Raw genomic sequence first — 21,580 nt, 5'->3', positions numbered from 1 at the left:
TTTCACTGTAGACCGTTGAAGCAGAATCGCAACTTCAACGGCCTTCTTAATGGACTCTCTTGGCTGAAATCAGTGGCAGCTGCCGCTTTTGGCGCAGCCCTGGCAAGGCTTGCTGGTGACCACTCTTAGTACCAGGCGCTCCGGCGGCAGGGTCACGGTTTTCAGCTTTAGCCACAGCAGCAGGTTAAAGCCTGCCACGGCCAGCAGGATGAGACTGCTGGACTGAGGATGCTCGCTGAAGGTGGCCAGCTGGTAGAAAATCGTCGCCAGCGAGTAAGCCAGATTCAGCCCCCAGCCGATGGAGAAAAACATCCAGCGGCGGCTGCTCTCACGGGCGATAGCGCCCATTACTGAAACGCAGGGAACATAGAGCAGTACGAAGATCAGGTAGCTGTAGGCCGCCGCTGCGCTGCCAAACTTAGTGTGCATCACGCCCATCGCGCCGTTTGCCATTTCGCCGTCGCCCTTGCTGGCTTCGACAGGGTTAAGCAGTACGCTGAGGCTGAACGTCTCTTTCACCCCATCCCACGTCTCGGTCAGCGCCTGCTTCATTTCGCCCGTCAGGCTGAAGTCTGCGGCGTCAAACGGCTGCTCGTGCAGCGCTTCGGCGGTGTAGAGCGTGTTCAGCGTACCGACCACCACCTCTTTAGCCATCGCGCCAGTCACCAGGCCAACGGTAGCCTGCCAGTTACTGTCCTGCACGCCCATCGGCGACAGCAGCGGCGTCAGCGAACGGCTGACGGTAGCCAGCGCGGAGTCGTTAATGCTGTCTACCGGCTGGCCGCTGAACGAGAAGCTGTTAAGCGCGCCAATCAGCACGCTGACGGCGACGATGACTTTACCGGCCCGCAGCACAAAGCTTTGCAGCCGCTGCCAGGTTTGCAGCATCAGGCTTTTAAGATGCGGGGTATGCCAGGTGGGCAGTTCCATCACAAACGGCGAGGCTTCGCCTTTTAACAGCGTATGCTTGAGGATCAGCCCGGTCATAATGGCCACCACAATCCCCAGCACATAGAGGCTGAACACCACCAGCGAGCCGCTCTGGCCGAAAAAGGCCGCGGCAAAGACCGCGAAGATCGCCAGCCTGGCGCCGCAGGACATAAACGGCGCCATCAGCACCGTCAGCAGCCGTTCTCGCGGCGCATCCAGCGTGCGTGCGCCCATCACCGACGGCACATTACAGCCGAAGCCGACAATCAGCGGCACGAACGATTTTCCGGGCAGCCCCAGCGCCTGCATCAGGCGGTCCATGACAAAGGCCGCGCGCGCCATATAACCCGAGTCCTCCATCAGGGAGAGGAACAGATACATCAGGCCAATTTGCGGCACCAGAGGCATCACGGTATTAATCCCGCCGCCGATGCCCTGCGCGAGGAATAGCGTCAGCGTCAGGGGAACATGCAGCGTGACGCCAAGCCACTGCACGCCGTGGATAAAGATTGCCGCCGAGCCAAGATCAAACAGCGGCTGTAGCGCGCCGCCCAAATTGATCGCGAAGAAGAACATCAGGTACATCACCAGGAAGAAGATCGGCAGCCCAAGCCAGCGATTTAAAGCCAGCTTGTCCAGCCGTGCGGAAAGGCGATGCGCCGTGGCGCGCTGGGGAACGGTGACGGCCTGGCAAACGGCATCAATCGCCTGATAGCGGGCGGAAGCGATTTGCAGCGGCGCGTCCGCTAAATGGGGTAGCGACGCCAGCAGCTCAGCGGCTTCAGGGACTTGCGAACGGCTGTAAATATCGCCGTCAAGGAGCTGTAAGGCCAGCCACTTACGCTGTGCCGGAGGGCGGGTCGATTCCATCGCTTCAGTCAGCGTGGCGACCTGGGCGAGAATCTCCGGCGGATAGTTAATGTCAAAATGGCCGGGCTGGAGTGAATGCGCGTCAATCGCTTGCTTCAACTCGTCGATCCCCTGAGCGCGGGTTGAAACCAGCGGAATCACCGGGCAACCGAGCAGCTGTTCAAGGGCGGAAACGTCGATATCAATCTGCTGGCTGGCCGCAATATCCAGCATATTCAGAGCAATAATGCAGGGAACGCCCAGTGCCTGGATCTGCTGAGTCAGCCAGAGATTGCGGGAGAGATTGCTGGCATCGACCACATTGATCACCAGATCCGCCTCGCCGCTGAGCATATAATGGCAGGCAATTTGTTCATCAAGCGAGCTGGTGGAAGAGACGGTGGTCAGGGAATAAGTGCCGGGAAGATCGACCAGCTGGACATCGTAGCTGGCCGTAGCAAAGTGGCCCTGTTTGCGTTCGACCGTCACGCCAGCCCAGTTTCCCACCCGCTGACGCGCGCCGGTTAGCTGATTAAACAGCGTCGTTTTGCCGGAGTTAGGGTTGCCGATCAGGCCAACGGTAAAGGTTTTCATGGTTTTCATTGCTTCAGCCCCTCAGCCCTGCGGCTCCAGATTGAGAAAGGCCAAATCCTTTTTCCGCAGCATCAGGCTCATGCGGCGAACTTCGACCTGTATCGGATCGCCCAGCGGAGCAATGCGTTTGACCTCGAAGCTGGCGCCGGGTAGCAGCCCAAGCGCGAGCATTTTTTGCCGGAAGGCGGCGCTGACGGAGGGAGAGAAGCTGACGATTTTGTAATGTTGCTGTGAGACGATCTGCATGTTTCCACCTGGGCGCGTAGCGATGCGCCGTGATAATCAACGGTGGCAAGTATAATGATAACTATTATCGGTCTTATTGATGCAGAACAAGCTTGAGAGGAAAGGAGCGTTGAGAAAAAGTCAGGGCGGCGCCGAAGATCCGCCCTGATGATAACGGCCTAGCGTTTCTTGCCGAAAGCGGCGGCCAGCGCATCGCCCATCGCGCTGTTGCTGCTGGCGGGCTGGGTTGCCGGACGTGGGCGCGCTTTACCCTGAGCCGGTTTGGCATTGTCGCGGCCCGCGTTGCCGCCGCCGCGACGGGCATTGGTTTCGCCCGGCTGCTCATCCAGGCGCATGGTCAGGGCAATTCGCTTACGCTGCAAATCAACCTCCATTACCTTCACCTTGACGATATCACCCGCTTTGACCACCTTGTGCGGGTCGTCAACAAATTTGTCAGACAGTGAGGAGATGTGCACCAGGCCATCCTGATGGACGCCAATATCAACGAACGCACCGAAGTTGGTGACGTTAGTGACCGCGCCTTCCAGCACCATGCCAGGCAGCAGGTCGTTCATGGTATCAATGCCTTCGGCGAACTGGGCCGTTTTGAATTCCGGGCGCGGATCGCGGCCGGGTTTTTCCAGCTCTTTGATGATATCGGTGACCGTTGGCACGCCGAATTTCTCATCGGTGAAGTCGACCGCGCGCAGGTTGCGAAGCTCGGCAGGGTTGCCCATCACCTCGTTCAGCGCCTGCTGCGTGGCGGCAAGAATGCGCTGAACCACCGGGTAGGCTTCCGGGTGAACCGTTGAGGCATCCAGCGGATTATCACCCTGATTAATACGCAGGAAACCCGCACACTGCTCAAAGGCTTTAGGCCCCAGACGGCTAACCTTCAGCAACTGCTGACGATCCTGGAAGCGGCCATTCTCATCGCGCCAGCTGACAATGTTCTGCGCCATCATCTTGCTCAGGCCCGCTACGCGGGTTAATAACGGCACCGAAGCGGTGTTCAAATCGACGCCGACACCGTTAACGCAGTCTTCCACCACCGCATCGAGCTTCTTCGCCAGCAGGCTTTGGCTGACGTCATGCTGATACTGACCGACGCCAATGGATTTTGGATCGATTTTCACCAGCTCGGATAGCGGGTCCTGGAGGCGGCGGGCAATCGAAACGGCGCCGCGAATGGAGACATCAAGGTCCGGGAACTCCAGAGCCGCCAGCTCAGAGGCGGAATAAACCGACGCACCTGCTTCGCTGACGATCACTTTCTGCGCCTGCACCTGCGGGAACTGCTTCTGAATATCAAGGTAGAAGCGTTCGGTTTCGCGCGAAGCCGTGCCGTTGCCGATGGCGACCAGCTCTACTTTATGCTTAGTGCAAAGCGCCGCGACGGCGGCGGCAGCTTTGGCTGCCTGGCCAGTGTGCGGATAGATCGTATCGGTAGCCACCAGTTTACCGGTGGCGTCAACGATCGCGACCTTCACCCCGGTACGCAGGCCCGGGTCCAGGCCCATTGTGGCGCGCATACCCGCCGGCGCGGCCATCAGCAGGTCGTGCAGGTTACGCGCAAATACGTTGATGGCTTCATCTTCCGCACGCTCGCGCACGGTGCCCATCAGCTCGGTTTCCAGGTGCAGCAGCACTTTGATGCGCCAGGTCCAGCTGACGACGGCTTTTCGCCAGCCGTCGGCCGGAGCATTGTTCAGGCGCAGCTGCAGGTGATCGATAATAATCTGCTCGCCCTGGCTTTCGCGCGGCGGCTCATCAAACTGCGGATCGGCGTTAAGAGAGAGCTGCAATATCCCTTCGTTGCGGCCGCGGAACATCGCCAGCGCACGGTGAGAGGGAACGGTGGCCAGCGCTTCGTGGTGGTCGAAGTAGTCGCGGAATTTCGCGCCTTCCTCCTCTTTTCCTTCCATCACGCGGGAGACCAGATGGGCATTTTTCCACAGGTAGTCGCGCACTTTTGCCAGCAGGCTCGCGTCTTCCGCGAAGCGTTCCATCAGGATATAGCGCGCGCCATCCAGCGCCGCTTTGGTATCGGCTACGCCTTTATCAGCATCGACAAAACTGGCCGCCAGCTGCTCGGGATCCTGCGATGGGTCCTGCCACAGCGTGTCGGCCAGCGGTTCCAGACCGGCTTCAATCGCGATTGTTCCGCGCGTGCGGCGTTTAGGTTTGTAAGGCAGGTACAGATCTTCAAGTTCGGTTTTGCTCAGGGTGTTGCTGATGGCGTTGCTTAGCTCATCGGTTAACTTTCCCTGATCGCCGATAGATTTCAGAATCGACTGGCGTCGCTCTTCAAGCTCTCTGAGATAACTCAGGCGGGTTTCAAGCTGGCGCAGCTGGGTATCATCCAGGCCGCCGGTCACTTCCTTACGATAACGTGCGATAAACGGCACGGTATTTCCTTCATCCAACAGACGGACAGCGGCATCAACCTGTTCTGCTCGCGCCTGCAGCTCACTTGCAATTATGCGGCTCAGCGAATCTTTCATCATCGGTTACTTTATGGCTTAGAGACAGCGGACAGTTATACGGATTGCGGGCGGAAATTGCCAGTCGCCGGACGACTCTGCGCGCCCGCATCCGCGTGATTAGGATTGTTTAACGTAGTCGATCGAGACAACATACCAACTGGCTTCACCAGCGGGGGTCTGTACCGTGGCCAGATCGCCAACCTCTTTTTTCAGCAGGGCGCGGGCCATCGGCGAGTCGATGGAGATGTAGTCGTTGCGGCCAAAAATCTCGTCATAACCGGCAATGCGAAAGCGTTTGATGTCACCATCGTCGTTTTCAATCTCAACCCAGGCGCCGAAAAAGACTTTGCCATCCTGCTGCGGGGAGTAATCCACGATGCGCAGCTGTTCGAGACATTTGGTGAGATAACGCACGCGGCGGTCGATCTCTCTCAGACGCTTTTTATTGTATTGGTAATCGGCATTTTCACTGCGATCGCCCAGGCTGGCGGCCCAGGTTACCTTTTTGGTCACTTCCGGTCGCTCTTCTCGCCAGAGAAAGTCCAGTTCCTGCTTCAGCTTGTCATAACCTTCGCGGGTGATCAGTTTGGTTTTCATCGTAATCCGTTTCGTTACTCGGGAGTGCTGTGGTTATTTTGTTGTGCGGCGCGCGGCGATGCAAATTTCTTCCGCTTTTTTCTGCCGGACCTTACTGTTTGTTTGTCCTGACTATTCGTCGTTAAAAAGGTGTGCGCCAGCGCTAATTTTTCGTTCAAGGTTAAAGATAAGCTGCTGTTTAATATGCTTTGTAACAATTTCGGCTAGAATATAAACCATTATTGACTGTTACATTCAGGCATCTTTTTTAAAAATAATAGCTCGGGCAATAGCGCCTTTGGGAGTATCGATATGCAAGAAAACTACAAAATTCTGGTGGTGGATGACGACATGCGTCTGCGTGCGCTGCTGGAACGTTATCTGACCGAACAGGGCTTCCAGGTCCGTAGCGTGGCGAATGCCGAGCAGATGGACCGCCTGCTGACCCGTGAGTCCTTCCACCTGATGGTGCTCGATCTGATGCTGCCAGGGGAAGACGGCCTGTCTATCTGCCGCCGTCTGCGCAGCCAGAGCAACCCAATGCCCATTATCATGGTTACGGCTAAGGGTGAAGAAGTGGACCGCATCGTGGGTCTGGAAATTGGTGCGGACGACTACATTCCAAAACCCTTCAACCCGCGTGAGCTGCTGGCCCGCATCCGCGCCGTGCTGCGCCGTCAGGCCAACGAGCTGCCGGGCGCGCCTTCGCAGGAAGAGGCGGTGATCGCCTTCGGTAAGTTCAAGCTGAACCTCGGTACGCGCGAAATGTTCCGTGAGGACGAGCCTATGCCGCTGACCAGCGGTGAGTTTGCGGTGCTGAAGGCGTTGGTCAGCCACCCGCGTGAGCCGCTGTCTCGCGACAAGCTGATGAATCTGGCCCGTGGTCGTGAGTACAGTGCGATGGAGCGTTCAATTGACGTCCAGATCTCCCGCCTGCGTCGCATGGTGGAAGAAGATCCGGCTCATCCACGCTATATCCAGACCGTTTGGGGCCTGGGCTACGTCTTCGTGCCGGACGGCAGTAAGGCATGAGGCGAATCCGCTTCTCTCCCCGTAGTTCCTTTGCCCGTACGCTGCTACTGATCGTGACCCTGCTGTTTGTCAGCCTGGTCACGACCTATCTGGTGGTATTGAACTTTGCGATCCTGCCCAGTCTGCAGCAGTTCAACAAAGTGCTGGCCTATGAAGTGCGAATGCTGATGACCGACCGGTTACAGCTTGAGGATGGCACGCAGCTCGAGGTGCCTCCAGCATTCCGCCGTGAGATCTACCGCGAGCTGGGTATTTCGCTGTATACCAACGCGGCGGCGGAAGAGAGCGGATTGCGCTGGGCGCAACACTACGAATTTCTCAGCCAGCAGATGGCTACGCAGCTGGGCGGCCCCACCGACGTACGCGTTGAGGTCAATAAAAATTCCCCGGTAGTCTGGCTCAAAACCTGGCTGTCGCCGGATATCTGGGTCAGGGTGCCGCTAACGGAAATCCATCAGGGCGACTTCTCGCCGCTGTTCCGCTACACGCTGGCGATTATGCTGCTGGCGATTGGCGGCGCCTGGCTGTTTATCCGCATCCAAAACCGCCCCCTTGTGGAACTTGAGCACGCCGCGTTGCAGGTTGGTAAGGGCATCATTCCGCCGCCGCTGCGTGAATACGGCGCTTCGGAAGTTCGATCGGTCACGCGGGCTTTTAATCAGATGGCGGCAGGCGTAAAGCAGCTGGCTGATGATCGCACGCTGCTGATGGCTGGCGTCAGCCACGATCTGCGCACGCCGCTCACGCGTATTCGCCTTGCGACAGAGATGATGTCTGAGGAGGATGGCTACCTTGCCGAGTCGATCAATAAAGACATCGAAGAGTGCAACGCAATCATTGAACAGTTTATTGATTATCTGCGCACTGGCCAGGAGATGCAGTTCGAGCGTGCCGATCTGAACAGCGTGCTGGGTGAGGTGGTCGCGGCTGAAAGTGGCTACGAACGCGAAATTGAAAACGGCGTGATGCCAGCCGAGCTGATGGTTGATATTAACCCACTGGCGATTAAACGCGCCGCCGCCAATATGGTGGTGAACGCTGCCCGCTACGGTAACGGCTGGATTAAGGTCAGCAGCGGCAGCGAGCTACAGCGCGCCTGGTTCCAGGTTGAAGACGATGGTCCGGGCATCAAGCCCGACCAGCTCAAACATCTGTTCCAGCCGTTTGTGCGCGGCGACAGCGCCCGCAGCACCAGCGGGACGGGATTGGGGCTGGCGATTGTCCAACGCATTATCGATGCGCATCAGGGGGCGCTGGAGATTGGCGAAAGCGATCGCGGCGGGCTAAGTATTCGTGCCTGGCTGCCGTTGCCTGCGGTTAACAGCCTGACCACCCCGCCAGTCGCTTAGCGACTGGGGCTGAAAAAAGAGGCTTAGTCTGTGACTAAGCCTCTTTTGCTTCAGAGCTGAGGACCGGCCTTTATCAGGGCGGCTCCAGCTGCCGTATCGGTGTACTTATCGAAATTATCGATAAAGCGCTGGGCCAGATCGCGGGCCTTCTCTTCCCACTCAACCTCATCACCCCAGGTATTGCGCGGGTCCAGAATATCGCTGTCCACTCCCGGCAGCGCGACGGGCATTTCCAGGTTGAACACCGGTAGCGTGACCGTTTCGGCCTCCGACAGCTCACCGCTGAGGATGGCATTGATGATCGCCCGCGTATCTTTGATCGAGATTCGCTTGCCGCTGCCGTTCCAGCCGGTGTTCACCAGATAAGCTTCCGCCCCGGCGGCTTCCATCCTTTTCACCAGCACCTCGGCATACTGCGTTGGGTGCAGCGTGAGGAAGGCAGCGCCAAAGCAGGCGGAGAACGTTGGCGTTGGCTCCGTCACGCCTCGCTCGGTTCCTGCCAGCTTAGCCGTAAAGCCGGAGAGGAAATGGTACTGGGTCTGATCGTGGCTAAGCCGCGAAACCGGGGGCAGCACGCCAAAGGCGTCGGCGGTCAGGAAGATGACCTTGCGCGCATGGCCCGCTTTTGACACTGGCTTGACGATGTTGTCAATGTGGTCAATTGGGTAGGACACGCGGGTGTTTTCAGTCTTGCTACCGTCGTCATAATCGACGGAGCCATCGCTGCGCACCACCACGTTTTCCAGTAGCGCATTACGACGGATGGCGTGGTAAATCTCTGGTTCTGCCTGCTCCGAGAGCCTGATGGTCTTCGCGTAGCAGCCGCCTTCAAAATTAAATACCCCGTCGTCGTCCCAGCCGTGCTCGTCATCGCCAATCAGCTGGCGCTGCGGATCGGTAGACAGCGTGGTTTTGCCCGTGCCGGACAGCCCGAAGAACACCGCCACGTCACCTTTTTCGCCGACGTTGGCCGAGCAGTGCATTGAGGCAATTCCCCGGAGCGGCAGCAGGTAGTTCATGATCGCGAACAGTCCCTTTTTCATCTCGCCGCCGTACCAGGTTCCGCCAATCAGCTGAATGCGCTCGCTCAGGTTGAAGGCGACAAAGTTTTCGGAGTGCAGCCCCTGCTGCTGCCAGTCCGGGTTGGTGCATTTGGCGCCGTTCATTACCACGAAGTCTGGCTCGAAGTTTGCCAGCGCCTCCTCATCCGGCCGGATAAACATGTTTTTCACAAAGTGTGCCTGCCAGGCGACCTCCGTGATAAAGCGTACGCTCAGACGCGTATCCGGGTTGGCACCGCACCAGGCATCCACCACAAACAGGCGTTTAGCCGAGAGTTGCTTAGTGACCAGGGATTTAAGAGCCTGCCAGGTTTCGTCCGTGAGCGGCTGATTATCGTTCTTGCCTTTGCCCTGATCGTTCCACCACAGCGTGTCGCGGGTGAGATCGTCACGGACAATGTATTTATCTTTGGGAGAACGGCCGGTAAAAATGCCGGTATCAACGGCAATAGCGCCGGACTGCGTCTGAATGCCACGTTCATAGCCAGTCAACCCTGGACGGGTTTCTTCTTCAAATAGCACGTCGAAGTCGGGATTATGAATAATCTCCACCGTTTCCGTGATGCCATAAGCAATGAGGTCCTGCGGGGTCAGAAAGCGCATATTACTGCTCCTTTTATCGGCTCTTAACTGCAAGGGGGTATAGGGAAACGCATTAACCGTGATAGTCGCATATCTGTCCGCCTGCGAAAACACGATCGCGCGCAGTGTACACATGTAAACAAGCAGTGAAAGGCATAAGCAGCAGAAATGAGAGGCAGCGCGTAAAGAGAGTGGGTAGAGCAGGGCCAGGCCGCTAAGGCCTGGCCATTAAGCCGATCAGTGAACCCGTTCGTCACCAGGCGTTGAGCCGTTGCGGATAGCCGCAATATCAACGGCGTCATAGAGATAGTGGCTACCGCAGTAGTCGCAGTGCATATCGATTTTTCCGTCTTCGGCCAGAATGTCGTCCACTTCTTCGACTGGCAGCGTAGCCAGTACTTCACCGCAGCGCTCGTGTGAGCAGGTGCAGTGGAAGCGAACATCCTGAGGATCGTAAACGGTCACTTCTTCCTGATGATACAGACGCCACAGCACGTCGTTAGCGGGCAGCCCCAGCAACTCTTCCGTTTTAATGGTTTCGGTCAGCGTAGCCAGATGGGAGAAGTCCTCAGGATTTGCATCCTGGGCAGGCAGTACCTGAAGCAGTATGCCGCCTGCGCCCTGTTGGCCCTCGATTTCACTGGTACGGATAAACAGCCGCGTTGGTAGCTGCTCGGAGCGGATGAAGTAGTCTTCCAGACATTCTGCCAGCGTTTCGCCTTCCAGCCCCACCACGCCCTGATAGCGTTCACCCTCGGACGGAGAAATGGTGATAACCAGATAGCCGTTGCCGACCATCTCTTTCAGGGTACTTTCTGCGGCAATCTCCCCCTGCATCCTGGCAACGCCGCGCATCTCCTGACGGTTATTGCCGTTAATCACCGCCAGATTCAGCGGACCGTCGCCCTGGAGCTGTACGGTGATATCGCCATCAAATTTCAGCGTTGCGGTCAGCAGGCTGGTGGCGACCAGCAGTTCACCCAGCACTTTCTGCACCGGCTGAGGGTAGTCATGGCCGCTAATGATTTCGCGCCAGGTGTCCGAAACGCTGACCAGTTCACCACGTACGGCGTAGTTTTCGAACAGATAGCGGTGCAGTTGGTCTTGATGAGCCATAATTCTCTCTCGTTTGGGCGAGTTACTCGTCGCCGGAATTTTTAAATTTCATCAGGTCCCGTCGCTCTTTCTTATCAGGACGACGGTCAGGATGCGGCATACTGAGCGCGTTCATTTTTCGCGCCAGCGCTATCTTTTCCCGTTTCTCAACGCTTTGTGCCGTTTCTTCGTACATCAGCTGAGCTTCCGCCGCCGGGCGGCGCTGCTCGCCAAGGGAAAGAACGATCACCGTGCGTTCGTCGTTACCCTGTCGAAGCGTCAGTTGGGCGTTGATCTCAACCAGCTTGCTCGGCTTGCTGCGCTGACCGTTGTAGTGGACCTTGCCACCTTCAATCATCTCGCGCGCTGCTGAGCGGGTTTTATAGAAGCGAGCGGCCCACAGCCATTTATCGAGCCGAACCGCTTCTGCGGATTTCTCTTTCATCGCTGCTCCTTGAGGGGAATATCCCTATGTATGGGTGAAACGCGTGAATTCAAGGCGCTTAACCGCAGGATAATTAGGGGGAGTCAGAAGGGGGATCTTCACCTTGTCAGCTTTAAAAATAGCATAAAACCGCGTGCTCAGAAGAGTGGGCGAATGCTCTGGCTGGGACCCAGCGCAGGGCTGAAGCACTTATCGTAATAGTTCTGAATGGCGATAATGCGCTGGCGATTGCGATGGATACGCTTCAGCGCCAGCAGGGCATTAATAACAAAACTCAGCGCGACAACCGCCAGCAGCAGGCTGGTGCCCAGATAGCGCCACAGGGTCAGCGTGTCCGGCGAGCTGTGCAGCGCGATATGGCGCGTACCGTTCGCATCGGTGGTGATATTGGTCACAATGCCGCTGGCGCTGAAAGGGGTATGCAGCAGCATTCCCGCGAGGCGTTGCAGTTCCGGCCACTGGTCTGGCGCATTATAGTCAAACAGCGAAACGGTCGGGGCCGGCTGATTAACGAGCTGACGGCCTTCATCGCTGAGGATCAGGAAACCGCCGGGCGGTGGGCTGTTCAGCGTTTCCGCCGCGCGGCGGGTTTCCCGGTAGAAGAACGAAGAGGTAGCGGTGTTCACCAGGTTCTCCAGCGCTTCGGCGCTGACCGGTCGCAGCAGGACGTTCATACCGTTAAGCGAGCCGGACTCCGCGCGCTGTACCAGCGACTCCCAGTCTTTGGCATTGCCCAGGTTGACCAGCGCATTTTTCAGGCGCACGCAATCCTGCTCCTGACTACACAGCTCCTGGGTTCTAAGCACGATATCGGAGAAGTCATCCAGCAGAATCATGCCTGACTTCTGGATTGCCGTCGCCAGCTGAGGGTTTAGCTTAGGGTCGGTGTTGCTCTGGGGATGAAGCTGCTGGCTGGTAGTCGTTAACAGCGCGGTGGCCTTATCAATGATATCGGACTGCGGCTGGGGCAGGGGAGCCGCGTTGTTCCAGTAGACGGCAGAACAGTCGAACGGCATAAACGCGTAGGTACGGTTGCCCTGATAAGTCGCCGGAATCGAACACATCCCTTCACCGCTGACCTTCAGGCTGTCGCCGATGTGCAGCGGCATCTTTTCCAGTTCGTTAACCGAGTGGACCTGAACGCTTTCGGTGCCTTTCAGCCAGGCGATGCTCAGCTTTAGCGGCATACTCAGCGGAATCCAGGCAATCAGCACCACCATCACCAGCAGGGAGCCGGCGGCCAGCACCAGATTCTTTTTCCAGCGCTGGACGGGGAAGTTGCGAACCTCATCCTGTAACGAGAGGAAACGCCCCTGGCGCACCACCTGACGGTTGAGGTAAATATCGACCTCGGTCGACTGTCCGAGATCGTGCGAGACGTAGGGCTGCCAGTGGGCAGGGTAAATCAGATCGATAATGCCCAGCGAAATGTTGCTGACCTGCCCCTGATTCGACTCGCCAAACAGTCCCCAGCGCTTTGGCGCTCCCCGCAGGCAGTGGATCTCCCGCAGGTCTTTTTCTCCCGGACGACGAAAGAGGAACCAGCAGCTGACGATAACGATCGCCGATGCTGTCAGCACCAGCCAGGGCATTAACAGTTCCGGCCCCACCAGGCTGGCGAAGAACAGTAGGAAGGCCAGGCCGATGGCGGCGGCTTCACGCGTGCCGTCAGGGCGGCTGAGGGCGTACTCTTCACGCGTTTCCTTGCGGACGCTGAGCAGCTCAACGTTCTCGCTCTCTTCTTTCCTGATGGAAGCATTCTGCGAGATCGGGCGGATAGCCGGTGCCAGAGCGGGCTGCTCGTCAACGTAGTTCACCAGCGAGTGACCATTCAGCGAAATGACCAGCGGGATAGATTGCGTTTTGATCAGCTCTACGTAGTTCTCTTCGGCAATATACTGCTCCCACAGCGGCGGCAGATGCACTTCTACGGCATCCAGGTAGTATCGCCATTTATGAGGCTCATCGGTTGAGAGGCCATAACGGGTAATGGAGCGGGTGACGGGATAGACATTGCTGCTTTGGGAAGTGAGTACCAACGGTTCTGCCGCTCTGCTGGTGCCGCCCGGTAAGGTGTTATCGCGGTGTTTTTCCAGCAGGCTGATATAGCGCTCAACGGCTTTGCGCTCGTCGTCGCTCAGTTTACGAAAAGGGGGACTGATAAATGGCAGTGGTTTCGCCAACGGCGGGCGATGCCGCATAGCGTACCAAAAGAAATAACCCACCCCAAACGAGCAGGCCAGCATTACAGCCAATATAATGACTATTGTGCTCATGCTTCCCTCATTCCTGCCACATAGCTCCCGTCGTCATTATGATAATTTCTGGCCACTAACATCTTGTTCTCGACATTGTGGCGGGTTTAGACGGCGCTGGCAATCCGCTGTGTATACAAAAATAGCGCGCAAAATCATAAAATTAGAATGTTAGTATAGTTTTCCCGGCTCTGATGGTATCAAGCATCTGCGTTTGTCAGTATCGGCATAATCCTATTTTTACTGGTCCTGATTGACATGACTTACTCCCTTTCAGCCTGAAGGCAGACGATTTGATATAACTGCGTAAAATAATCCATGCGATGATTGGCATCCCTTTCCTGCTGCCGCACAATGGGGTAACGACGTCCTGCGCGCCGTCACTTACGGGCTATGATGCTCAATTTTTGGCTTTTTTCCTGGGGCCTGTATGACCAGACAACTGCAAAAACCCAAAATCCTTAACGTTGAAGTCGCGGCTCGCTCGCGCCTGTTTACCGTTGAGGCCGTAGACCTGGAATTCAGCAACGGCGCCCGTCGGGTCTATGAGAGGATGAAACCCTCCGATCGCGAGGCGGTAATGATTGTGCCGATTGTTGACGACCACATTATCCTGATTCAGGAGTATGCGGTTGGACTTGAGTGCTATGAGCTTGGTTTCCCTAAGGGACTGATTGATCCGGGCGAAACCCCGTTTGAGGCCGCGAATCGCGAGCTGAAAGAGGAGGCAGGATACGGCGCTGAAACACTCGAAACGCTGGGTAAACTGACGCTGGCGCCTTCTTACTTCTCCAGCAAAATGAATATCGTGGTGGCCGAGGGGCTTTACGAAGAGAAGCTGGAGGGGGACGAGCCTGAGCCGCTTCCTCAGCTGCGCTGGCCGCTGGATAATTTACTGGCGCTGCTGCATGAGCCGGACTTCCGCGAAGCGCGTAACGTCAGCGCCCTGTTTTTGGTTCGCGAATGGCTGGTGAAGCAGGGGCGGATAAGCTATTAAAAAAGCGGACGAAAAGTCCGCTTTCAGATCTTAAGGGGGCGCGGCATATCATATGCCGCCTCCCTTTTTCTTTGGGGGGACGATCAGAACAGCTCGTGACTCTGACCGTTGTCCATTAGCGTAGTGCCGACATCATGCACGGAATATTCGGTCGGCTGCGTGCCGTTGATAAAGTATTCCTGACGCGTATTGCCGCCGCCGTTCGCCAGCTTGCCGGTGCTGCGGTCGATGGTGACGGTAACCACGCCTTCCGGCGGCGTGAGCGGTTGAACCGGCACGCCGTCCAACGCGGTTTTCATGTACTCATCCCAGGCTGGTTGAGCGCTTTTCGCCCCGCCTTCATATCCCGAAATTTGATCCTTGATGACGCCTGAAGCGGTAGTGCGTCCCAGATCGCGGCGGTGATCGTCAAAACCAATCCAGACCGATGTCACCACGCCCGGACCGTAGCCGGAGAACCAGGCATCTTTCGAGCTGTTGGTTGTCCCGGTTTTGCCGCCGATATCGTTACGACCCAAATCGCGGCCTGCCCGCCAGCCAGTTCCCATCCAGCCCGGTTCGCCGAAGATATTCGAGTTCATCGCGCTCTTAATCAGGAACGACAGCGGGGTGTTGATCACATGCGGAGCATACTGCGGCGCGCTATCCTGCTGCCGGGAGACTTGCTCAAGCTGCGGCTGCGGCACGGCGTTCTTTTCGCCTTCCCGCGAAACGGCCACGTTCTCCACGCTGTCTTCGCTCAGCGCCACCGCTTTTTTGGTATCGCCATAAATCACCGGCAGATTACATTCAGGGCAGGCCACTTTGGGCCTCGCTTCGAACAGCATTTTGCCCTGTTCGTCCTGAATTTTGCTGATGAAGTAAGGATCGACCAGGAAGCCGCCGTTCGCCATCACCGAATAGCCACGCACCATCTGGAGCGGGGTGAAGGAAGCCGAGCCCAGCGCCAGTGATTCGGTATGAACAATGTTTTGCGCCGGGAAGCCGAAGCGCTGCAAATACTCTGCCGCGTAGTCGACGCCCATGGCACGCATGGCGCGCACCATCACCACGTTTTTCGACTGCCCCAGCCCCTGTCGCAGGCGGATTGGTCCGTCATAAGTCGGCGGGGAGTTTTTCGGACGCCAGTCGGCACCCGCACCGGCATCCCAGCGTGAAATCGGCACATCGTTAAGGATCGAGGCCAGCGTCAAACCACGGTCCATAGCGGCGGTATACAGGAACGGTTTGATGTTGGAACCCACCTGACGCAGCGCCTGGGTGGCACGGTTGAATTTGCTTTGATTGAAGTCAAAGCCTCCCACCAGCGCGAGCACCGCGCCGTTGTGCGGGTCCAGCGATACCAGCGAGGAGTTAACGTCAGGAACCTGTCCCAGCGACCAATCGCTGCCTGACTGATAAACCCAGATCTGCTGGCCTGGCTGCACCACTTCGCTCACGGAGCGTGGCGTGCGCCCCTGTGCGGTATCCGAACGATACGGTCTGGCCCAGCGAACGCCCGCAAGATTCAGCGTCACGTTGGTCCCGTCGCGCATCAGTACCGTGGCTTCGTCAGCATTTGCTTCCGTTACCACGGCAGGGAACAGCGGGCCGTAGACCGGCAGAGTCTTCAGCTCTTTTAGTATCTCAGTCCGGCCCCACGGATTCTGACCGACTTTCCACAGCACCTTAGACGGGCCACGGTAGCCGTGACGCATATCGTAGTTCATCACGTTATCCCGCACCGACTGCTGGGCAGCCAGCTGGAGCTTACGGGTGATCGTCGTGGTGACTTTAAAGCCGTCGTTATAGGCGTCGTCGCCATAACGTTTCACCATCTCCTGACGCACCATCTCCGTCAGGTAAGGGGCGGAAAAAGCAATCTCAGGAGCGTGATAGTTGGCATCCAGCGGCGCGTTGCGGGCCTCGTCGTACTGGCTTTGGCTGATGTAATGCTGATCGAGCATACGGCTCAGCACCACGTTACGACGCTGTAGGGCGCGTTCGTGAGAATACAAAGGGTTAAACGTTGAAGGGGCTTTTGGCAGGCCTGCAATCATCGCAATCTCGCTCAGCGTCAGCTGGTCGACATTTTTGCCGAAGTAAACCTGGGCGGCTGCGCCGACGCCGTAAGCACGATACCCCAGGTAAATCTTATTCAGGTAAAGTTCGAGGATTTCATCTTTGCTCATCATCTGTTCAATACGGATGGCGAGGAAAGCTTCCTTGATCTTACGCATCAGGGTGCGTTCAGGGCTGAGGAAGAAGTTACGGGCCAACTGCTGAGTAATGGTACTCGCTCCCTGCGAAGCATGACCAGACACCAGCGCAATACTCGCAGCACGGAAGATCCCGATGGGATCGACGCCGTGGTGTTCGTAGAAGCGGCTGTCTTCGGTAGCGATGAATGCCTTCACCATTTCAGGTGGGATTTGCGCCAGCTTCAGCGGGATGCGGCGTTTCTCGCCATACTGAGCAATCAGCTCGTTGTCGGCACTGTAAACCTGCATAGGCGTCTGAAGACGCACATCTTTCAGCGTGGCTACGTCGGGCAGCTGAGGCTCTATGTATTTGTATAAGCCATAGACCGAGCCTGCTCCCAGCAAAATGCAACACACCGCAAGGATCAAAAAATACTTTACGAACTTCACCTGATATTTTCCATTCTGAGTCGACTGGGCAGTTTATAAACAATCGCGCGGTAGTATAAAGGCAAGCCAGAAGCTTGGATACGTCCTTTTAAATACTGACGATATGGAGATCGCGCTAAATGGCATTTCAGACATGGCAAGTCGGCCTGGATATTCAAAACGGGCAGCTTTGCGCCCTTGGCATCCAGCGCCGTCGGTACGGCTGGCAACTTCGCCACTGGTGGCAACATGCGTTGCCGCAAGATACGTTAGTTAACGGGCTGCTGCAACGTCCCGATCCGCTGATCGCGCTGCTGCAACGCTGGCGCAAACTGCTGCCTTACGGCATCTCGCTACGGGTAGGGTTTCCTCCCCATCTGGTACTGCAACGGCAGGTTGAGCCGCCCGCTACGCAATTGCGTGAGCCAGAGCGTAACAGGTACATAACCGCCGCGGCGAGGCGATTGTTCCCAATTGCGCCGGAAACCCTGGCGCTGGACTATCGCCTGGAGGAGGAAACGGGCAGGGCGCTTTATATCACCGCCTCCCGGCGTGAGGCGCTTCAGAGCTGGCTGGGCTGCCTTGAGCAGGCAAAACTCAGGCCCGAGGTGCTGGAACTTTCGCCTGCGGCGTTATGTGTCCTCTCCACCTCATTATCCCTCGACGCTTCGGCGGCGATCGTTCATCGGGTGCAGGATCACTGGCTGTGGTATTCGTCCCAGCCAGCCCAGCCACGCTGGGGATGGTGTTCAGTGCTGGACGCGCCAGACTTCGCCGCGCTTCAGCAGAAGCAGTTGCCTGAATTTCAGTCTTTTTATTACAGCTCATCGCAACCTGAACCGCTGCCTGCTGGCGCCCAGTGGCTGGACCCCTTCGCCGCGTTTGCCCTTAAGCAGCCGCCGTTGCCTCTGCTGAGCGGGCTGTTCTCGCTGGCGGCAGGGTTGGCGCTGCGGCCAGGGGATGCCTGATGGTCTGGGTGAATCTGATGCCCTGGCGGGCGACACGACTAAGAAGGGAGCGGAGACGTCTGGCGCTGGTCATGCTGCTGCTGGCAATAGCGCTGCTGGCTGCCGGGCTGCCGACGCTGGGGAAAAAAGCCCTGAACTGGCAGGGTGAAAAGCTTGTCCGGCAGCGTCAAAACGCAGGGCAGCGGCTGGAGCAGCAGCTTGAGCGGCTGGCCGGGGCAGAGCGGCAGATAAATCGCCTCAGACAGCAACTGACGGAGCGCCAGCAGCGGCAGAAAAACCTTGCCCATTGGTCCTCTTTTGTCCTCAACCTGGCGCAGGCTATGCCGGAGACGCTCTGGCTGAGCGGCATCAGCAAAAATGCGGCCAGCCTGACGCTGTCGGGGTTTTGCTCAGGCGTGGGCGATCTTGACACGTTCAGCCAACGGCTGCGGCAGCTGACGCTGGTCGGGAAGGTAAAAATGGGCCAACTGAGCCGGGGAGCGCACGGCAACGTGGCGTTCAGCCTGCTGATTGCGCTAAGGCAACAGGGGGACCGCGATGAATAAAATGCTCTCGCGCTTGCTGAACCTGCCGGTCTGGCAGTTGGGCGCTCTGCTTTGCCTTTGCGGCGGCCCGATCGTGGGGATAGCCTGGTGGCTGTGGGGCGTACCGGTTGAGCGACAGGCCACCGGGCTGATGGCGCAGCATCGGCAGTACGCCAGGCAGTATCAGGCGCTGCTCCAGCGTTTGATGATGGCCGGGTCGCTGACTAAGAAGGAAGCGGAGATAGCGCAACTGCGGCAGGCGTTGCAGCCGGAGCGAACTGACGCGTTCTCGCTACGGGCGCTGACAGAAACGTCCGGCGGCACGCTGACCCACTGGCAGCCTGCTGGCCCGGGAGGGAGCCTGACGCTGCGCCTTAGCTGGCCGCAAGTGCCGGGCGTGTTTCGCTATCTTAGTTCGCTGCCGTCCGGCGTCGAGCTGCTCAGCTTTACCCTTAAACCTGAGGCGCAGCGGCTGAATTTCCAGCTGCTGCTGGCCTTGACCAATGAAAAATAACCGCGGCTATCTGCGCATACTGGCCGTTTTTCTGATGCTGCTGGCTGGAGAGGGGCGCGGCGAACGAGATCCTTTTCAGCCCCCCGGCGCGGCATGTGGGGGCGAGAAGCCTCCCTTTCGCTGGCAGCTAAAAGGGATTGTTGGGCGTGCCGGGGACTATCACGCCTGGCTGATGCGCGGCAGGGGGAAATGGCTCCAGCTCAGACAAGGGGAGGGGGTGGTGTCGGGCTGGCGACTGCGGCAAATCGATGGCCTCAGCATCACGCTGGCGGACGTTAACGGGTGCCTGCCACCGCTAAAGAAAACGCTGAAAGGGAGCATTTATGAAAAGGATACTTTGCCTGGTGCTGTTGCTGAGCGTGCTGACGCCTTCTCTGGCGAAGAGGGAGCCGCTGTCGCTGGCTTTTGACGAGGCGCCGGTGGGGCAGGTGTTACAGGCGCTGGCAAGTTGGCAGCAGCTGAACCTGATGGTGGCGCCTGGCGTACAGGGCACGCTGTCGCTGCGGTTGGAGAAAGTGCCCTGGCAGCAGGCGCTGATGCTGGTGGCCCGCATGGCGAAGCTGAGCGTTGAAACCGAAGGGAATGTCCTGCTGGTCTGGCCAGAAAGCTGGCGGCAGGAGCAGCTGCATCAGCAGCAAATAGCGCGAGAGAAGGAGCAAAACTCGCTGCCGCTGATTGCCGAAGTTGTAACGCTGGCCCATGCCGATGCCAGCACGGTGAACAACAGCCTTCTGGCGGAGCGGGCGCGGCTGATGACCGATCGCGGCAGCGTGACGGTGGATGCCAGAACCAACAGCCTGCTGCTGAGAGATACGCGCCTGGCGCTTGATGCAACCAGCCGATGGATACGTGCGCTTGACGTTCCGCTGGAACAGGTCGAGCTGGCGGCTCATATTGTCACTATCAATGAGGAGAGCCTGCGAGAGCTTGGCGTCCGCTGGGGAATGAGAAGCGATGAGCAGATAGCCCGTGCGCTGCGCGCCAGCCAGTTCAGGGTGGCGCTGCCGGTCAGCGAGGCGGCGGTCACTGCGGGCTTCACGCTGGCCAGGCTGGACGGCAAATTACTGGATCTGGAGCTGAGCGCGCTGGAGCAGGAAAACAAACTGGAAATTATCGCCAGCCCGCGGCTGTTCACCTCCCATCAGCAGGCTGCCAGCATCAAGCAGGGCACGGAAATTCCCTATGAAGTCTCAAGCGGCAGCCGCGGCAGTACCAGCGTCGAATTCAAAGAGGCGGTGTTGGGAATGGAGGTTACGCCGGTGGTGCAGGCCAACGGGCGGATTTTACTGAAATTGCATCTCTCGCAGAATGTCCCCGGCCGCACCATGCGTAGCGGAGAAGGCGAGTATCTGGCGATTGATAAACAAGAGATCCAGACTCAGGTGACGCTGAAGGATGGTCAGACGCTGGCGCTGGGGGGGATATTTCAACGGCAGAATGCCAGCGGCCAGCGTAAAGTACCGCTGATTGGCGATATCCCGCTGCTGGGTTCGCTGTTTCGTTATGATATCCAGCAGCAAAAAAGGCGGGAATTGGTGATCTTTATCACGCCGCGGCTGATTCGTGATGAGTAATGCGTTTTTTAGTCCAAACTGAGAAACCGGGTGCTTTTTTCCGGCCTTGAAGCCATATGCGTTTGACGCAAGGGCTGAATTAGCTTACAAGGTTTAGCGATTTTGATTTATGAGCCTCGGCTTGGCTTTGAAAATATACAGAACCCGTTTTTTATCGTGCGCAACCGGCGTAGCCGATGCAGTGACATTGGGCTGATAAATGAAGCGGACTGAAACGCGCCCTGAGAGTGCGCAATGGGCAAGGTCAATTTAATCGGTTGCCAAAACACCTTCAGTGTTGAGATAATTTTCATCTGACTCTCGCACTATCGCTCATGAGGTTTCAGTTCATGTCCTGTCCGGTTGGACGGGGTATCATTAACGAATTGTCTTAGTAATACCGAAAAAATGGCAGAGAAACGCAATATCTTTCTGGTTGGGCCTATGGGTGCCGGCAAAAGCACTATTGGGCGTCAGTTAGCTCAGCAACTCAATATGGAATTTTTCGATTCCGATCAAGAAATTGAGCGACGTACCGGAGCGGATGTGGGTTGGGTGTTCGACGTCGAAGGCGAAGAAGGCTTCCGCGATCGCGAAGAAAAAATCATCAACGAACTCACCGAGAAGCAGGGCATCGTGCTCGCTACCGGCGGTGGTTCAGTGAAATCACGCGAAACCCGCAATCGTCTTTCGGCTCGCGGCGTGGTGGTGTATCTGGAAACCACCATCGAGAAGCAGCTGGCCCGTACGCAGCGTGATAAAAAGCGCCCTCTGCTGCAGGTGGAATCCCCACCGCGCGAGGTGCTGGAAGCGCTGGCGGAGGAACGTAATCCGCTTTACGAAGAAATTGCCGACGTGACGATTCGTACCGACGACCAGAGTGCTAAAGTGGTCGCGAATCAGATTATCAACATGTTGGAAAAGAGCTGAATC

18 protein-coding genes are annotated in these 21,580 nt (G+C 57.5%); 9 read left to right on the top strand and 9 right to left on the bottom strand.

The window, feature by feature from the left end; translation table 11 throughout:
* Positions 1-69: 69 nt before the first annotated feature.
* From feoB to greB, 4 genes are all read right to left on the bottom strand, one after another.
* Positions 70-2,373, bottom strand: coding sequence for a Fe(2+) transporter permease subunit FeoB (gene feoB, locus NG99_RS17370; protein ID WP_034895755.1), 2,304 nt, complete (start codon positions 2,371-2,373; stop codon positions 70-72).
* A 21-nt stretch (positions 2,374-2,394) separates the two neighbouring features.
* Complete coding sequence (feoA, locus tag NG99_RS17365; RefSeq protein WP_034895627.1) at positions 2,395-2,619, bottom strand: ferrous iron transporter A; 225 nt, start codon at positions 2,617-2,619, stop codon at positions 2,395-2,397.
* Between the two features lie 158 nt (positions 2,620-2,777).
* A complete protein-coding gene (locus tag NG99_RS17360) occupies positions 2,778-5,108 on the bottom strand; it encodes a Tex family protein (RefSeq protein ID WP_034895626.1) in 2,331 nt (776 codons plus the stop codon).
* Positions 5,109-5,204: 96 nt separating this feature from the next.
* Positions 5,205-5,684, bottom strand: a complete 480-nt coding sequence (greB, locus tag NG99_RS17355) for a transcription elongation factor GreB (protein WP_034895625.1) — start codon at positions 5,682-5,684, stop codon at positions 5,205-5,207.
* Between the two features lie 291 nt (positions 5,685-5,975).
* On the opposite strand from greB, the gene ompR reads away from it, so the two are divergent.
* Together ompR and envZ are read left to right on the top strand one after the other, a co-directional pair.
* Positions 5,976-6,695 (top strand): osmolarity response regulator transcription factor OmpR, encoded by a 720-nt coding sequence (gene ompR / locus NG99_RS17350; protein ID WP_001157751.1) that lies wholly within the window; start codon positions 5,976-5,978, stop codon positions 6,693-6,695.
* Complete coding sequence (gene envZ / locus NG99_RS17345) at positions 6,692-8,044, top strand: two-component system sensor histidine kinase EnvZ (RefSeq protein WP_034895623.1); 1,353 nt, start codon at positions 6,692-6,694, stop codon at positions 8,042-8,044. Before ompR ends, envZ begins: the two co-directional genes overlap by 4 nt.
* Positions 8,045-8,094: 50 nt before the next feature.
* Here the strand turns inward: envZ and pckA are convergent, their stop codons facing one another.
* From pckA to NG99_RS17325, 4 genes are all read right to left on the bottom strand, one after another.
* The gene (pckA, locus tag NG99_RS17340) at positions 8,095-9,708 is read right to left on the bottom strand and encodes a phosphoenolpyruvate carboxykinase (ATP) (protein WP_034895622.1); all 1,614 of its coding nucleotides are present in this window, start codon (positions 9,706-9,708) and stop codon (positions 8,095-8,097) included.
* 216 nt (positions 9,709-9,924) lie between these two features.
* Entirely contained in the window at positions 9,925-10,803 is an 879-nt protein-coding gene (hslO, locus tag NG99_RS17335; protein ID WP_034895620.1) for an Hsp33 family molecular chaperone HslO, read from the bottom strand.
* Between the two features lie 22 nt (positions 10,804-10,825).
* Entirely contained in the window at positions 10,826-11,227 is a 402-nt protein-coding gene (hslR, locus tag NG99_RS17330) for a ribosome-associated heat shock protein Hsp15 (protein ID WP_034895619.1), read from the bottom strand.
* 137 nt (positions 11,228-11,364) lie between these two features.
* Positions 11,365-13,503, bottom strand: a complete 2,139-nt coding sequence (locus tag NG99_RS17325) for an intracellular growth attenuator family protein (protein WP_034895617.1) — start codon at positions 13,501-13,503, stop codon at positions 11,365-11,367.
* A 409-nt stretch (positions 13,504-13,912) separates the two neighbouring features.
* Here NG99_RS17325 and nudE point away from each other — a divergent pair, with 409 nt between their 5' ends.
* Entirely contained in the window at positions 13,913-14,479 is a 567-nt protein-coding gene (gene nudE / locus NG99_RS17320; protein ID WP_034895615.1) for an ADP compounds hydrolase NudE, read from the top strand.
* 83 nt (positions 14,480-14,562) lie between these two features.
* On the opposite strand, the gene mrcA is transcribed toward nudE, so the two are convergent.
* The gene (mrcA, locus tag NG99_RS17315; RefSeq protein WP_034895614.1) at positions 14,563-17,109 is read right to left on the bottom strand and encodes a peptidoglycan glycosyltransferase/peptidoglycan DD-transpeptidase MrcA; all 2,547 of its coding nucleotides are present in this window, start codon (positions 17,107-17,109) and stop codon (positions 14,563-14,565) included.
* Positions 17,110-17,228: 119 nt separating this feature from the next.
* Between mrcA and pilM the strand changes: the two genes are divergently transcribed.
* From pilM to aroK, 6 genes are all read left to right on the top strand, one after another.
* A complete protein-coding gene (gene pilM / locus NG99_RS17310) occupies positions 17,229-18,056 on the top strand; it encodes a type IV pilus biogenesis protein PilM (RefSeq protein WP_034895612.1) in 828 nt (275 codons plus the stop codon).
* Positions 18,056-18,601 (top strand): PilN domain-containing protein, encoded by a 546-nt coding sequence (locus NG99_RS17305; protein ID WP_157032647.1) that lies wholly within the window; start codon positions 18,056-18,058, stop codon positions 18,599-18,601. Before pilM ends, NG99_RS17305 begins: the two co-directional genes overlap by 1 nt.
* Complete coding sequence (locus tag NG99_RS27670) at positions 18,594-19,094, top strand: HofO family protein (RefSeq protein ID WP_052130764.1); 501 nt, start codon at positions 18,594-18,596, stop codon at positions 19,092-19,094. Before NG99_RS17305 ends, NG99_RS27670 begins: the two co-directional genes overlap by 8 nt.
* Positions 19,084-19,503 carry a HofP DNA utilization family protein gene (locus tag NG99_RS27665; protein ID WP_052130763.1) on the top strand — a complete coding sequence of 140 codons (420 nt, stop codon included), beginning with the start codon at positions 19,084-19,086 and terminating at the stop codon, positions 19,501-19,503. The genes NG99_RS27670 and NG99_RS27665 overlap by 11 nt, the downstream gene beginning before the upstream one ends.
* A complete protein-coding gene (gene hofQ, locus NG99_RS17290; RefSeq protein ID WP_072017612.1) occupies positions 19,418-20,668 on the top strand; it encodes a DNA uptake porin HofQ in 1,251 nt (416 codons plus the stop codon). The genes NG99_RS27665 and hofQ overlap by 86 nt, the downstream gene beginning before the upstream one ends.
* 387 nt (positions 20,669-21,055) lie before the next feature.
* Complete coding sequence (gene aroK / locus NG99_RS17285) at positions 21,056-21,577, top strand: shikimate kinase AroK (RefSeq protein WP_034895609.1); 522 nt, start codon at positions 21,056-21,058, stop codon at positions 21,575-21,577.
* The last annotated feature ends 3 nt before the right edge of the window (positions 21,578-21,580 follow it).

It is taken from the genome of Erwinia typographi, from assembly GCF_000773975.1.
In the GTDB taxonomy this organism is placed as follows: Bacteria; Pseudomonadota; Gammaproteobacteria; order Enterobacterales; family Enterobacteriaceae; genus Erwinia; species Erwinia typographi.
The sequence above is the reverse complement of the archived record's forward strand: the minus strand, read 5'-3'. Positions and strand labels throughout refer to the sequence as shown.